The 14401-nt window shown below is 44.9% G+C and carries 16 protein-coding genes; 3 read left to right on the forward strand and 13 right to left on the reverse strand.

What is annotated here, in order from left to right; translation table 11 throughout:
- Positions 1 to 14 precede the first annotated feature (14 nt).
- Complete coding sequence (gene thiI, locus CKY02_RS05970; RefSeq protein WP_112894582.1) at positions 15 to 1463, reverse strand: tRNA uracil 4-sulfurtransferase ThiI; 1449 nt, start codon at positions 1461 to 1463, stop codon at positions 15 to 17.
- Positions 1464 to 1662: 199 nt separating this feature from the next.
- Between thiI and xseB the strand changes: the two genes are divergently transcribed.
- The 3 genes from xseB (at position 1663) to dxs (ending at position 4791) form a co-directional block, all read left to right on the forward strand.
- Positions 1663 to 1941 carry an exodeoxyribonuclease VII small subunit gene (xseB, locus tag CKY02_RS05975; protein ID WP_112894583.1) on the forward strand — a complete coding sequence of 93 codons (279 nt, stop codon included), beginning with the start codon at positions 1663 to 1665 and terminating at the stop codon, positions 1939 to 1941.
- A gap of 4 nt (positions 1942 to 1945) precedes the next feature.
- The gene (gene ispA / locus CKY02_RS05980; RefSeq protein WP_112894584.1) at positions 1946 to 2863 is read left to right on the forward strand and encodes a (2E,6E)-farnesyl diphosphate synthase; all 918 of its coding nucleotides are present in this window, start codon (positions 1946 to 1948) and stop codon (positions 2861 to 2863) included.
- A gap of 62 nt (positions 2864 to 2925) precedes the next feature.
- Complete coding sequence (gene dxs, locus CKY02_RS05985) at positions 2926 to 4791, forward strand: 1-deoxy-D-xylulose-5-phosphate synthase (protein WP_112894585.1); 1866 nt, start codon at positions 2926 to 2928, stop codon at positions 4789 to 4791.
- Between the two features lie 331 nt (positions 4792 to 5122).
- On the opposite strand, the gene CKY02_RS05990 is transcribed toward dxs, so the two are convergent.
- The 12 genes from CKY02_RS05990 to tgt all read right to left on the reverse strand — a co-directional run bounded on the left by CKY02_RS05990 (position 5123) and on the right by tgt (position 14337).
- The gene (locus tag CKY02_RS05990; protein ID WP_202924524.1) at positions 5123 to 5260 is read right to left on the reverse strand and encodes a hypothetical protein; all 138 of its coding nucleotides are present in this window, start codon (positions 5258 to 5260) and stop codon (positions 5123 to 5125) included.
- Positions 5232 to 5504 (reverse strand): type II toxin-antitoxin system RelB/DinJ family antitoxin, encoded by a 273-nt coding sequence (locus CKY02_RS05995; protein ID WP_011148029.1) that lies wholly within the window; start codon positions 5502 to 5504, stop codon positions 5232 to 5234. Before CKY02_RS05995 ends, CKY02_RS05990 begins: the two co-directional genes overlap by 29 nt.
- Before the next feature lie 140 nt (positions 5505 to 5644).
- Positions 5645 to 6136 carry a phosphatidylglycerophosphatase A gene (gene pgpA / locus CKY02_RS06000; RefSeq protein WP_112879364.1) on the reverse strand — a complete coding sequence of 164 codons (492 nt, stop codon included), beginning with the start codon at positions 6134 to 6136 and terminating at the stop codon, positions 5645 to 5647.
- Positions 6129 to 7118, reverse strand: a complete 990-nt coding sequence (thiL, locus tag CKY02_RS06005; RefSeq protein ID WP_112894586.1) for a thiamine-phosphate kinase — start codon at positions 7116 to 7118, stop codon at positions 6129 to 6131. Before thiL ends, pgpA begins: the two co-directional genes overlap by 8 nt.
- Positions 7119 to 7218: 100 nt before the next feature.
- Positions 7219 to 7635 carry a transcription antitermination factor NusB gene (gene nusB, locus CKY02_RS06010; protein WP_112879366.1) on the reverse strand — a complete coding sequence of 139 codons (417 nt, stop codon included), beginning with the start codon at positions 7633 to 7635 and terminating at the stop codon, positions 7219 to 7221.
- Positions 7636 to 7661: 26 nt separating this feature from the next.
- Entirely contained in the window at positions 7662 to 8132 is a 471-nt protein-coding gene (gene ribH, locus CKY02_RS06015; RefSeq protein ID WP_112879367.1) for a 6,7-dimethyl-8-ribityllumazine synthase, read from the reverse strand.
- Positions 8133 to 8258: 126 nt separating this feature from the next.
- Positions 8259 to 9368 (reverse strand): bifunctional diaminohydroxyphosphoribosylaminopyrimidine deaminase/5-amino-6-(5-phosphoribosylamino)uracil reductase RibD, encoded by a 1110-nt coding sequence (gene ribD / locus CKY02_RS06020; protein WP_193493064.1) that lies wholly within the window; start codon positions 9366 to 9368, stop codon positions 8259 to 8261.
- A gap of 4 nt (positions 9369 to 9372) precedes the next feature.
- Positions 9373 to 9822, reverse strand: coding sequence for a transcriptional regulator NrdR (gene nrdR / locus CKY02_RS06025; protein ID WP_036775072.1), 450 nt, complete (start codon positions 9820 to 9822; stop codon positions 9373 to 9375).
- 115 nt (positions 9823 to 9937) lie between these two features.
- Complete coding sequence (secF, locus tag CKY02_RS06030; RefSeq protein ID WP_112879368.1) at positions 9938 to 10906, reverse strand: protein translocase subunit SecF; 969 nt, start codon at positions 10904 to 10906, stop codon at positions 9938 to 9940.
- A gap of 10 nt (positions 10907 to 10916) precedes the next feature.
- Positions 10917 to 12764: a protein translocase subunit SecD gene (gene secD / locus CKY02_RS06035; protein WP_112894587.1), complete on the reverse strand. Its 1848-nt coding sequence runs from the start codon at positions 12762 to 12764 to the stop codon at positions 10917 to 10919.
- A gap of 27 nt (positions 12765 to 12791) precedes the next feature.
- Positions 12792 to 13121 (reverse strand): preprotein translocase subunit YajC, encoded by a 330-nt coding sequence (gene yajC / locus CKY02_RS06040; protein WP_011148038.1) that lies wholly within the window; start codon positions 13119 to 13121, stop codon positions 12792 to 12794.
- 91 nt (positions 13122 to 13212) lie between these two features.
- Entirely contained in the window at positions 13213 to 14337 is a 1125-nt protein-coding gene (tgt, locus tag CKY02_RS06045) for a tRNA guanosine(34) transglycosylase Tgt (RefSeq protein ID WP_112894588.1), read from the reverse strand.
- Between the last annotated feature and the right edge of the window lie 64 nt (positions 14338 to 14401).

A 14401-nucleotide genomic window follows, 5' to 3' on the forward strand; every position in this document is an offset into this window, starting at 1 on the left:
CATAATTAAAACAATTAAGGCCGATAAACTTTCACGTTATCAAAACCCTGCTCAGATAAATAGAGTGCCTGCAAACGACTCATTACCCCACGTTCACAATAGAGCAAATAAGTCTTATCCTTTGGCAAATCACCAAACTGGCTGCTCAACTTATAAAATGGCAATGATTTGATTTCCACACCATTTAACTGCAATGGCCGATCATCTTGTTCATCAGGCGAACGAATATCCAATAACACATCCGTCGGAGCGAACGCTGTCACCGTTTCAATTTCAACCACTTGCTGATTGCTTTGTTCTGCTATCTGGCGAATATCAATATTCTGAGCTTCACTGACAACTTTTTCCAAAATATTAAAATCGAAATTCGCCTCTTCCGCTTCAATTTTAGCTTTAACAGCTTTTACTGTCGGGCTTTTTGAAATAACACCACAGAATTCAGGCATTGTACGGGCAAAATCCTCAGTGCCTATTTCACGTGCCAACCTGATAATGTGCTCTTTATCATGAGAAATCAGTGGCCGCAGAATCAACGTATCCGATGCATTATCAATCAAACGCAAATTAGTGAGTGTCTGGCTGGAAACCTGTCCCAAAGCCTCACCGGTAACAATCGCCTGCACGCCATAACGCTCTGCAACTTTAGATGCCGCTCTTACCATCATCCGTTTAAGCACCACCCCCATTTGACCATCATCAACTTTTTCCAAAATTTCAGCGACAACAGGTTCAAAATCCACAGCAACGAAACGGACTTTATGGGAACTGCCAAAACGATTCCAAAGATAATGAGCAACCTGTTTCACACCAATTTCATGAGCAGAACCGCCAAGATTGAAGAAACAATAGTGAACACGACAGCCACGGCGCATTAGCATATAGCTGGAAACACCAGAATCAAAGCCTCCAGAAATTAGAGATAATACATCTTCCTGCGTTCCGATAGGAAAACCACCAATTCCTTCATAACGGGCTTTTACCAGAATCAGCACATCTTGATCAATTTCCAGATTAACAGTCACATCAGGATGATTGAGTTTTACTTTTGCAGATTCAATATGCTGGTTTAAACCACCACCGACATAACGTTCTACTTCATTGGAAGTAAATTGATGTTTACCGCGACGTTTAACCCGAACACAAAATGTCTTATTGTGGAGCGATTCGCCATAAGCCTCATAAGCTTGTTCAAAGATATGATGCATGTCACGAAACTCACGCTCCTCTACTTGCAGAATATGGTGAATACCGGGGATACGTGTCAGCGCATCACAAATTTGAGCGCCAAGGTTTTCATCTTTAGTACGAACTTCGATATTATCCCAATGGCGAACCACTGCAATATTATCTCCTAATGTTTTAAGCACATTGCGAATATTACTAGCGAGAATTTTAATAAAGCGCAAACGAACAGTTTGGCTCTTGATCGTGATTTCAGGGAATAATTTAATAATAAACTTCATAGTGAGTTATAGTAGCGGTTAGGCATTTTGATAAATAAAATTAATGGTATGTTTTGGTTGTCAAATCAGGCCGCGAAGTATAACACTATCTCGTGGTACAGCGCGGAAAAAACACAAAATCAGTTAAGGATTTGTTTGCACCAGCGTAATAGGATAGTCTGCAACTCTCAGGCGAACTCTGTATAAATAGTAAAAAATTATGCCAAAGAAAAATGCAATATCAGAAAGTACAAACAGTACGCCAGAAACTGCACCGGCAATGACATTTGAAAGCTCATTAAAAGAGCTGGAACAGATTGTCGCCCGGCTGGAATCAGGTGAACTGGCACTGGAAGAAGCCCTAAGCGAGTTTGAGCGTGGTATTCAATTAGCCCGTCGAGGGCAACAAACTTTGCAACAAGCAGAACAGCGAGTGCAGATTCTGCTTAACGATGATGTCCAATCTCCACTGAGTCATTTCTCCCCGGATACTGAATAAGCCTATGTCTGAACAAAATTCAACCCAATTTAAAGAACAGCTTAAAATCTGTCAACAACGAGTCAATAACGTTCTGATAAGCACACTATCTTCACTGGCATTTGCAGACAATCCACTAGTTCACGCAATGCAACATGGCACTTTACTCGGTGGTAAACGTCTGCGCCCATTTTTAGTTTATGCCGTCGGTGAACTGTTTGGATTATCTGCAAATAATCTGGATGCTCCAGCAGCAGCCGTTGAATGTATCCACGCCTTTTCATTAATTCATGACGATTTACCGGCGATGGATAACGATGATTTACGCCGTGGACAACCAACCTGCCACATAAAATTTGGTGAAGCTCACGCGATTCTGGCAGGAGATGCATTACAGGCGCTGGCGTTTGAAATCCTATCTAAAAGAGAAATGCCGGATGTAACAACGGCAAATCGCCTTGAAATGCTTGCCGAACTGGCAACCGCCAGCGGTATCGCTGGTATGTGCGGCGGTCAAGCGTTGGATTTAGCTGCGGAAGGTAAACACATTGATCTCCATATGCTGGAACACATTCATCGCCATAAAACGGGCGCACTTATTCGTTGCGCCGTCAGAATGGGCGCATATGGCGCAGGCCAACGCGGGCATGATGCCTTACCTGAATTAGATCAGTATGCTCAGGCCATTGGCCTCGCATTCCAAGTTCAAGACGATATTCTTGATGTCATCGGCGATACCGAAATGATAGGAAAACGCCAAGGCAGTGACCAACAGTTAGAAAAAAGCACTTACCCCGCGTTATTGGGGTTAGAACAAGCACAGAAAAAAGCATACGAACTGTATCAAGAAGCATTACAAGCTTTGAATAAACTGGAAGATAAATCTTATAACACAGCAATGCTGCGCGCACTTGCCAGCTTTATCATTGAACGTAACAACTAAGGTCTGCCGGTAAATTTACCCACTGGCAGCGCTATTAATAAACACTTCTTAACGAGCATCAAATGAGCATTGATATAGCCAAATACCCCACATTGGCATTAGCGGAAAATCCTGAAGAACTTCGTATGTTACCAAAAGAGAGCCTGCCGAAGTTATGTGATGAACTGCGGCAATTCCTGCTAAACAGTGTCAGTCGCTCCAGTGGTCATTTTGCCTCCGGTCTTGGCACCGTTGAGCTGACTGTGGCGTTGCATTATGTCTATAAAACACCTTTCGATAAATTGGTATGGGACGTCGGCCATCAGGCTTATCCTCATAAAATCCTGACAGGACGCCGAAATCGTATTGATACGATTCGTCAAAAAAATGGGCTTCATCCTTTCCCTTGGCGAGATGAAAGTGAATACGACACCTTATGTGTTGGTCACTCATCAACCTCTATCAGCGCCGGATTAGGTATGGCAATTGCTGCTCAACGCGAAGGCAAAGGCCGCCGTACAGTTTGTGTTATCGGTGATGGTGCGATAACAGCGGGGATGGCTTTCGAAGCGATGAACCATGCCGGGGATATCGACCCAGATATGTTAGTCATTCTTAATGACAACGAAATGTCCATCTCAGAGAACGTCGGAGCGTTAAACAACCATCTAGCCCAACTTCTATCCGGTAAACTCTACACCACGTTGCGGGAAAGCGGGAAAAAAGTCTTTTCCAATCTACCACCGATTAAAGAACTACTGAAAAAAACTGAAGAACATATCAAAGGCATGGTTGTTCCTGGCACTCTGTTTGAAGAATTGGGCTTTAATTACATTGGCCCCATCGACGGACATGATGTACTGACATTGACCCAAACGCTGAAAAATATGCGTGAGTTGAAAGGACCACAGCTTCTGCACATCATGACCAAAAAGGGTCGTGGCTATGCCCCCGCTGAAAAAGATCCTATTAGTTGGCATGCGGTACCTAAATTTGATCCGACCACTGGCGCATTACCTAAAAGCTCAGACAACCGCCCTACTTTCTCCAAAATCTTTGGAGACTGGTTATGCGAAGAGGCCGCTAACGACAAAAAACTGATGGCGATCACACCTGCCATGCGTGAAGGCTCTGGTATGGTGCGTTTTTCCCGCGAATATCCTGATCAATACTTCGATGTCGCCATTGCAGAACAACATGCCGTGACTTTTGCCGCAGGTTTGGCAATTGGTGGTTACAGGCCAATTGTTGCAATCTATTCGACATTCCTCCAACGTGCTTATGACCAGGTTATCCATGATGTCGCCATTCAGAATCTACCTGTTCTATTTGCAATAGATCGCGGCGGTATCGTAGGTGCTGATGGTCAGACACACCAAGGCGCCTTTGATCTTTCATTCCTTCGTTGCATCCCCAACATGGTAATTATGGTGCCAAGTGATGAGAACGAATGCCGACAGATGCTGCATACTGGCTATCATTATCAGCAAGGTCCTGTAGCCGTGCGCTATCCACGAGGAACCGGAACGGGGGCAGAACCCCAACCCTTTGAACAATTGCCAATTGGTAAAGGTATTATTCGCCGTCAGGGTAAGAAGGTAGCGATCCTGAACTTTGGTACTCTGTTACCTGATGCAATAACAGCAGCAGAATCACTGGATGCGACTGTTGTTGATATGCGTTTTGTCAAACCATTGGATAAAGAATTGATATTAGAAATGGCAGATAACCATGATTTATTAGTCACGCTGGAAGAAAATGCCATTATGGGCGGTGCCGGAAGTGGCGTTAATGAACTACTAATGCAGGAAGGTCGCCTGGTGCAAATTCTGAATATTGGCTTGCCTGACCAATTTGTGCCACAAGGTAGTCAAGAAGAAATCAGAGCGGATTTAGGGCTTGATGCCGCAGGTATTCAAAATAGCATCAATAAAAGGCTATTTTCCTGAGTATATACCCTATGGATTTCAAGATGCATCGCGGCGGCAAGGGAGCGAATCCCCGGGAGCATAGATAACTATGTGACCGGGGTGAGTGAGTGCAGCCAACAAAGAGGCAACTTGAAAGATGACGGGTATATAAGGATAATAGGGTATTTATCCTATTATCCTTACTATCATATATAACAATATGATTAATTAACCATATAGCTTATTTACTGATGAAAACAGATATAATCTTCATACTAATTATGAAAGATTGGTATGTTATAATTAATATCTTTGTGAACTTTATTTTCTATAATAAATAGAAATTCGTTATCAATGAAATAATAGCCTATTAAATTCCTTTCTCACTCGAACTGTCATAGCGCCCAGAACGGCTCAATCGTTGCCAATCTTTACCGAACTGTTTTGTATAGTCTGAGCGACGCGGAAAGCTAGCGCGCTTACTTGCCGCAGTCTTTTTCAATGTCATGAATTAAATCATCCGCATCGTTAAAACGTGCATTCATTGAGCTTCTCGCCTCATTCATAGCCTCAACAGTAACTCTGTTAGGGATTTTCTTGATCTCGAAAGGTAGCGCCTTTTCTTTGGCCACCATCGTTACAGCAATGCGTAGAAAGTCAGACATTTTAATCCCAATAGCAGCTAAAACATCGGTTGCCTCTTGCTTAATTGCTGGGTCTATACGTGTACGAACATAAGTTTCAGTACCCATTTAATACCTCGTACATGCTGATTTTTGTAGTACTATCGTAGTCCTAATTTTGATATTACAATCTTAGCCCAGAGAAGAAAATGCTGAAGTATAAAGCAAAAAATGAGTCACCCTTTAAGGGGTAATCAATACACCACACCTCAAAAAGTCAAAATCTGATAAAACGCCAATAACCAAACAATCACGAAAGAAAATACAGCAGCGATAATATCATCCAACATGATGCCTAATCCGCCATGAACATAGCGATCAAACCAGCGAATTGGCCACGGTTTCCACATATCGAGAATACGAAACACCATAAAACCGGCCAAAACCCACTGCCAGTTAACCACAGGAATTGCCATCAATGTGATCCACATACCGATAAATTCATCCCAGACAATACTACCGTGGTCATGAACTTTCATATCATCAGAAGTACGCTGACAAATCATTATGCCGAAAAACATCCCGACAATAATAACCAACCAGCAAATCCATTCCGGAAACTGGATCAGTAATAACCAGAATGGAATAGCCGCCGCCGATCCCATTGTTCCCGGCACAACCGGCGACAGCCCACTACCAAAACCTGTCGCTAATAGATGCCAGGGATTACTCATCCGTAAACGACGCTTTGCCTTATCCATGTGCTTCCTCGGTAATAAAGTGATCGAACCCTTTTAGATCTAATTTAATCTCTTTATTATTGCTGTAATAACGAACTCCCTCCGATTCCGCCATAATCTGTCCAACACAGCTAAAACCAGCACCAGTATGCGCTAACGCAATTTCCAACGCACCACGATTCCTCTCCGGGACGGTAAAACACAACTCATAGTCCTCCCCACCACTCAAAGCCCACATCAAAGCTTGTTGCGGTTCAACGTACTGTTTCATTGCATCAGAGTAAGGAAGCGCATCCAGATTTATTCTGGCTCCACATCGGCTGGCTTTCAGAATGTGACCTAAATCGGAAATCAAACCATCAGACAAATCGATAGCTGATGTTGCCAAGCCACGTAGTGCTTGCCCTTGTAAAATACGAGGCTGCGGCCTGAGATGACGCTGAACCAACCAGTTGCGGGATACCGGATCAGAAATTTGTAGACGGTTTTGTAACAGAGCCAAACCCGCCGCACTATCACCCAACGATCCACTCACATAAATCCAATCACCATTTTTTGCGCTAGTACGCCGTAACGCCCTGCCTACGGGAACCAAACCATGAATCGTCAACGTCAGACTCATCGGACCGCGGGTAGTGTCACCACCAATAAGCTGCATGCCATAATAACGCAACTGCTCAAACAGACTGTCACTGAAACCACCCAGCCAGCGTTCATCCACTTCCGGTAATGTTAACGCCAATGAAAGCCAAGCAGGATCAGCGCCGACCGCGGCCAGATCACTCAGATTCACAGCAAGAGATTTGTAAGCTAAATCTTCAGGGGAAATATCAGGTAAAAAATGTACGCCTGAAACCAAGGTATCCGTACTAACCGCCAATTGTTGTTTATCGGCTAGTGTCATCAGTGCACAATCATCACCAATACCTAGATTTACATCACGCCGGCTAATCTCCCGACGATCAAAATAACGCGCAATGAGGTCAAATTCGCCACATGCCATAATAGAATCCCAAAAAGTTACTGATGATCATGAACATAAGGCCGGTATCCCGGCCTTACAAATCATCGTCTACGGTGGGAAAAACCCGACAAGCAGTAGCTTATCTTTTTCTGCGTACTGCCGGGCCAGATTTATCCAGTACCCCGTTTACGAACTTATGGCTATCTTCGGCACCGAAGACTTTTGCCAATTCGATAGCTTCGTTAATAGCCACTTTATAAGGGACATCATCACGATAACTTAGTTCAAACATAGCAACACGCAAAATGGCTTTTTCTACCTGACCTAACTCTTCGAGCTGACGGGAAAGATAAGGGGCCATCAAAGCATCCAGCTTAGCCGCATTTACAGCTACTCCTGACAGCAATTCACGAAAATAGGTTACGTCAACACCAGTGACGTCCTGCTCCGACAGAAACTGTAATTCAACATCAGCAATGCTATTGCCAGATAATTGCCATGAATATATAGCCTGAACAGCGCACTCACGAGCACGACGACGAGCAGCAGGTTTCACAAGATTCCCCTTAATTAAAACTAAAATCAGCCTTTAATGGCATTAATTACATTGACCATTTCCAGTGCGGTTAATGCAGCTTCCGCACCTTTATTACCCGCTTTGGTTCCAGCGCGCTCAATCGCCTGTTCAATGCTTTCTGTGGTCAGAACACCAAACGCTACTGGAATTTCACTAGTCATCGCTACACTAGACAGACCAGAACTGCATTCACCAGCAACGTATTCAAAATGAGCGGTACCACCACGGATAACTGTACCTAGCGCGACAACAGCGTCATATTTTTGAGTTTCGACCAATGTCTTCACTGCCAACGGCAACTCGTAAGCACCAGGAACCCAGACAACAGTGATATTCTCTGAGGCAACCTGACCGATACGCTCAAGCGCATCCACCGCTCCGCCTAACAGACTGTCATTAATGAAGTTGTTAAAACGTGCAATGGCAATCGCCACACGAGCTTGTGGAGCTGCAACACCACCTTTGATTACGTTCATAGCCTTCCTTCCATCTGTTCATATCCGCAGGGGGGCGGATTCTATCATATTCTTTCGTTAGCTGCGCCTGCCGATTTAGCAACAGAGCATAAAAACAGGCAAACCAACCCACACTCACATATTCAGTCAGTATACAGGCCGCAGACGCAGACGAAGATCAGGCCCCACCTGCTGTACATCAAAAATGTCAAATTCCGGCGCCTCTGCCAGATTTTTGAGTTCAGGAATAGTGAACAAACCACAAGCCGTATCACCTAGCACTTTTGGCGCAACATAAAGAACCAATTCATCCACCAACCCTAAAGTTAGCAATGCCCCCGCCAGCAATGCCCCACACTCAGTCCAGACTGTGTTGATCTGGCGCTTACCCAACTGCATCATCAATGACACCAAATCTACCCCAATACCATGAGCAGGTAACAGTATCTGTTCTACATTTTCAGATAAGTCATATTCATCTGCTTTAGTGCGAGCCAGCCAACAATAACCGGGCTGCTGTATGACCTGATGCTGAGGGCCAACACGATTCTGACTGTCAACAATAACACGTACCGGTTGACAAAGATTTTCCTCGGGATAAACCGCCTGGGTTTCCGCGTCCAATTCACGCCAACGAACTGTCAAGTGAGGATCATCAGCTAAAACCGTGCTACTGGAACTCAGAATCGCGCTACATTGAGCACGGAATTTTTGTACATCATCGCGAGCTTGAGGTGATGTAATCCATTTACTTTCGCCAGAAGCTAATGCCGTTCGGCCATCAAGAGAAGAAGCCATCTTCAACTGAATATATGGAAACCCGGTACGCATCCGCTTCAAAAACCCCCGGTTGAGAGATTCAGCTTCTTCCATCATCAGTCCATGTTCTACTGCAATACCAGCCTGTTGCAACTTATAAAGCCCCCTTCCTGCTACCTGTGGATTGGGATCCTGCATCGCCGCAACCACACGGCTAACGCCAGCCGCAATCAACGCATCGGCACAAGGCGGTGTTTTACCGTGATGGCTGCATGGCTCAAGCGTGACATAAACAGTTGCGCCTTTAGCTTTATCTCCGGCTATCCGTAAAGCGTGAACCTCCGCATGTGGCTCACCAGAACGTAAATGAAAACCTTCCCCAACAATTTGTCCATCACGCACAATTACACAACCAACGTTAGGATTAGGTGGCGTGGTAAAGCGCCCTTGACGCGCCAATTCCAAAGCGCGCGCCATATATTTTTTATCGTTATTCACTGGCTCAACCTTGTAATTTAGCAATCTCTTCGCCAAATTCACGAATATCTTCAAAGCTGCGATAGACAGAAGCAAAACGGATATAGGCGACTTTATCCAACTTCTTCAATTCATCCATGACCAGATTACCAATCATTTTGGATGGAACTTCCCGCTCACCGGTAGCACGTAACTGAGATTTAATATAGCTAATCGCCATTTCTACATCATCAGAACTGACCGGGCGCTTTTCCAGTGCTTTTTGCATACCACGGCGCAATTTTTCTTCATCGAACGGCTCTCGGATATCGTCACTTTTTATTACTCTAGGCATAACCAGCTCAGCCATTTCAAAAGTGGTGAATCGTTCATGACACTCAAGACACTGGCGCCGCCGGCGCACCTGCGAGCCATCCCCGACCAAACGAGAGTCAATCACTTTGGTATCAACAGCAGCACAAAATGGGCAATGCATATCGTTTCCTGATGGTTAATCCGAACTAAATTTACAGTTTATCCTTAATCTGAATAAAAAACACCCTGTCAGCCGGATACTCACAGGGTGTTTGAACAGCATCAAGGCAGAATAATTAAGGCAATAAAGATGGCTGATCAGCCCCTTCCTTCTCAACCTTTTGTTGGATCATGTGTTCACGCTTCATACCCAGTTTCAACGCTAAAGCGGAAGCAACATAGATAGAAGATACCGTACCGATAGAAACACCAATTAACATCGCTAGTGAGAAACCCTTCAACATTGCACCACCGAAAATATACAACATCAGCACCACCAGTAAAGTTGTTGCCGATGTCATGATTGTACGGCTCAATGTTTGCGTCAGAGAGACGTTCATAATTTCATACGACGTACCACGACGGATCTTACGGAAATTCTCACGGATACGGTCAGAAACCACGATACTGTCATTCAATGAGTAACCGATAACCGACATCAGCGATGCCACAATGGTCAGATCAATCTCGATATGGAACAATGACAGAACCCCTAGCGTGATGATGACATCATGGGCAAGCGCAAGAACCGCACCCAATGCTAAACGCCATTCAAAACGGAATCCAACATAAATCAAGATACAGATAAGCGCCGCCAGCAACGCCATTGCACCATCTTGGGCGAGCTCAGCCCCGACACTCGGCCCAACAATTTCAATACGATTGACACTCGCATCTTTATCAATGGTGTCATTAATGACTTTAATAACCTTTTTACCCAGCTCCTCATTAGCCGCACCCGTAACTGGTGGCATACGCACCATTACATCACGGCTACTACCGAAATTTTGCAACAGAGGATCTTCAAAACCCGCTTTTGCCAGGTTATCACGCATCTTATCCAAATCAGCAGATTGACTGAGTTTGATTTCGATTACCGTACCACCGGTAAAATCGAGTCCCCAGTTAAACCCGCGGGTTGCCATCACAAAAACAGAAGCTACCAACAGTAGCAACGAAATTCCGAAAGCAACGTTGTCCCAGCGCATAAAGTCATAGACTCTGCGACCGTAGTTCAATTGTTCAACAGTATAATCCTGTGCCACAACGTGCTCCTTAAATTGACAGCTTCTTAATACGCTTACCGCCGTATAGCAGGTTGACGATCCCTCTAGTACCTACAATAGCGGTGAACATAGAAGTCGCGACACCAATTGACGTTGTTATCGCAAAGCCTTTAATTGACCCGGTACCAACAGCATAAAGAATGACCGCGGTAATCAACGTGGTCAAATTAGCATCAATAATACTGGAGAAAGCCCCTTTATAACCTTCATGTATCGCTTGTTGTACTGTCCGGCCATTACTCAACTCTTCTTTAATACGTTCGTTGATCAGCACGTTCGCATCAACCGCCACAGCCAGCGTTAGCACAATACCCGCGATCCCCGGCATGGTTAACGTCGCCCCTGGTAACAGAGACATGATACCAACAATCAGCACCAGGTTAGCCAACAACGCACTGCTGGCAATCACACCGAATTTGCGATAGTAAATCACCATAAACAGAATTGATGCAATTAAGCCCCACAGACAAGCTTCTAAGCCTTGTTCAATGTTTTGCAGACCAAGGGTTGGCCCAATGGTACGCTCTTCTACAATCTGAATCGGCGCAATCAGAGCACCCGCACGCAACAATAAGGATAACTGACGCGCTTCGGTTGCGTTGGAAAGGCCCGTGATACGGAAATTGTTCCCCAGACGAGTCTGAATATTAGCAATGTTAATCACTTCTTCATGTTTAACTAACACCGCCCGACCATTAGCATCTTTCTTACCGCTGTCTTTATATTCCACAAACAATGTCGCCATTGGCTTACCAACATTGTCCTTGGTGAAATTAGACATCGCGGAGCCACCAGCACTGTCCAGTGAAATACTCACCTCTGGACTACCGTATTCATCGGTACCAGGGGTTGAATCTGTAATATGATCACCGGTCAGAATAACACGCTTATATAACACAACCGGATTACCATCACGGGTGCTCTTCACCTCAGAATCACCTGGCACACGGCCTGATGTAGCTGCGGTAGAGTCAATACCGGTATTGACCAGACGGAATTCCAACGTCGCTGTCGCACCAAGAATCTCTTTTGCACGAGCAGTATCCTGAATACCCGGTAATTCAACCACGATACGGTCAGCGCCCTGACGCTGAACCAATGGTTCAGCCACACCCAGTTGATTAACACGATTACGTAGAATGGTAATGTTCTGCTGCACCGCATAAGATCGGGCTTCGCGCTGACGTTCATCACTCATCACCGCTTTCAGAGTATTATTGCTTCCAATACTGAAAACTAAATCACGGTGGCGGCCAGTAAGATAGTTTTCCGCCTCAGACCGCGCTTTTTCATCACGGAAGCGGATTTCTACACCGTAATTATCAATTTTACGGGCAGTGGAATAAGGAATGCCTTTTTCTCGCAAATCAGTGCGCAGGCCATCAATATTCTGCTCTTGCAGTTTGCCTAATGCGGTTTCCATATCCACTTCCATCAGGAAGTGCACCCCACCTCGCAGATCAAGGCCTAGTTTCATTGGTTCGGCACCAACCTTACTTAACCAAGTTGGTGTTGCTGGTGCCAGGTTCAATGCCACCACGTACTGATCGCCTAATGTGGACATCAATACTTCACGGGCACGAAGCTGAATATCGGAATTATTGAAACGAGCAAGAATCGCACCATTTTCCAGCGCAATAGATTTACTCGCGATTTGATTTTTTTCTAAAACATTATGGACTTGGCCCAGCGTTTGCTCACTGGCGGCAATGCCTCGCGCGCCAGTGATTTGTACAGCCGGATCCTCACCATAAAGGTTGGGAAGTGCATAAAGCAAACCGATGAGGATCGCAGCGATCAGCATCAGATACTTCCACAAAGGATAACGGTTTAGCACGGCAGTTCCCTTCGGGAAAATCAGAAATTACAGAGCCTTCATTGTACCTTTCGGTAAAACGGCAGCGACGAAATCACGTTTAATGGTTACTTCAGTAGTGTCATTCAGTGCTACAACGATATAACCCGTGTCAGAAACTTTAGTGACACGACCAATCAAACCACCATTGGTCATCACCTCATCACCTTTGGAAATAGAATCCATCAGCTTTCTGTGTTCTTTAGTACGTTTCTGTTGTGGACGCAGGATCATGAAATAGAAGATCAAGCCGAAAACAACCAGCATGATGATCAAAGAATATGGGCTTCCCTGAGCCGGTGCGCCAGCAGATGCTGCTGCTTCAGAAATAATACTCATTAAACTTCCCTCATTGTTATCAAATTCAATAGTAATCAAAAACCAGCCGCAATATGCTATACACACTGAAACCAGTCAATCACTACTTAAGTCAAATACTTAATGCCGGAACGGGTTTACCAATCCGTTGATAAAAATCTTCAACAAACTGTTCAAGATTACCTTCCTCGATGGCTTGACGGATCTTAGCCATCAGGCGCTGATAATACCGCAAATTATGGATAGTATTCAGCCTTGCACCGAGAATTTCGTTACAACGGTCAAGATGATGCAAATATGCCCGACTATAATTTCGGCAAGTATAACAGTCACACTGCTCATCCAGTGGCGAAGTATCCTCTTTATGTTTGGCATTACGGATTTTAATCACACCATCGGTCACAAAAAGATGACCATTACGGGCATTACGGGTTGGCATCACACAATCGAACATATCAATGCCGCGACGAACCCCCTCCACCAAATCCTCTGGTTTTCCTACCCCCATCAGATAGCGCGGTTTGTCTTGCGGGATTTGCGGACAGACATGTTCAAGAATGCGGTGCATATCCTCTTTAGGCTCCCCTACCGCCAGACCACCTACAGCGTATCCATCAAAACCAATCTCTACCAGACCTTTTACTGAGATGTCACGTAAATCTTCATAAATGCTTCCCTGAATAATACCAAACAAAGCGTTTTTATTCTGTAGCTCATCAAAACGCTTGCGACTACGCGCAGCCCAACGTAAGGACATCTCCATCGAACGTTTCGCATAATCCCAATCAGCAGGATATGGCGTACATTCATCAAAAATCATGACAATATCAGAACCCAAGTCATACTGGATTTCCATCGATTTTTCTGGGCTGAGGAAAACCGGCGTACCATTAATTGGATTACGGAAATGTACCCCTTCCTCTTTGATTTTACGCATTGCGCCAAGGCTGAATACCTGAAAACCACCTGAATCCGTCAAGATTGGACCATGCCACTGCATAAATCCATGCAAATCACCATGAAGTTTCATGATTTCCTGCCCTGGGCGTAGCCACAGATGGAAAGTATTGCCAAGCAGGATCTGCGCACCGGTTTCTTTCACTTCTTCCGGTGTCATTCCTTTTACTGTGCCATAAGTCCCAACTGGCATAAATGCTGGCGTTTCCACCACGCCACGCTCAAAAATCAGACGACCACGACGGGCTTGACCGTCGGTAGTTTGTAATTCAAATTTCACTTAACCTCCAGGCATCAGATAAACAGTCCGATGCTGTTGTTTAAAACCAGACAAAGTTGAAATT

Origin of the sequence: Photorhabdus bodei (assembly GCF_003287735.1) — a bacterium.
GTDB classification, from domain to species: domain Bacteria; phylum Pseudomonadota; class Gammaproteobacteria; order Enterobacterales; family Enterobacteriaceae; genus Photorhabdus; species Photorhabdus kayaii.

Bases quoted from the DNA above. Each gene is read 5' to 3' on its own strand.
- thiI (WP_112894582.1), bottom strand. From the start codon at position 1,463: ATGAAGTTTATTATTAAATTATTCCCTGAAATCACGATCAAGAGCCAA.
- xseB (WP_112894583.1), top strand. From the start codon at position 1,663: ATGCCAAAGAAAAATGCAATATCAGAAAGTACAAACAGTACGCCAGAA.
- ispA (WP_112894584.1), top strand. From the start codon at position 1,946: ATGTCTGAACAAAATTCAACCCAATTTAAAGAACAGCTTAAAATCTGT.
- dxs (WP_112894585.1), top strand. From the start codon at position 2,926: ATGAGCATTGATATAGCCAAATACCCCACATTGGCATTAGCGGAAAAT.
- CKY02_RS05990 (WP_202924524.1), bottom strand. From the start codon at position 5,260: ATGACATTGAAAAAGACTGCGGCAAGTAAGCGCGCTAGCTTTCCGCGT.
- CKY02_RS05995 (WP_011148029.1), bottom strand. From the start codon at position 5,504: ATGGGTACTGAAACTTATGTTCGTACACGTATAGACCCAGCAATTAAG.
- pgpA (WP_112879364.1), bottom strand. From the start codon at position 6,136: ATGGATAAGGCAAAGCGTCGTTTACGGATGAGTAATCCCTGGCATCTA.
- thiL (WP_112894586.1), bottom strand. From the start codon at position 7,118: ATGGCATGTGGCGAATTTGACCTCATTGCGCGTTATTTTGATCGTCGG.
- ribH (WP_112879367.1), bottom strand. From the start codon at position 8,132: ATGAACGTAATCAAAGGTGGTGTTGCAGCTCCACAAGCTCGTGTGGCG.
- nrdR (WP_036775072.1), bottom strand. From the start codon at position 9,822: ATGCATTGCCCATTTTGTGCTGCTGTTGATACCAAAGTGATTGACTCT.
- yajC (WP_011148038.1), bottom strand. From the start codon at position 13,121: ATGAGTATTATTTCTGAAGCAGCAGCATCTGCTGGCGCACCGGCTCAG.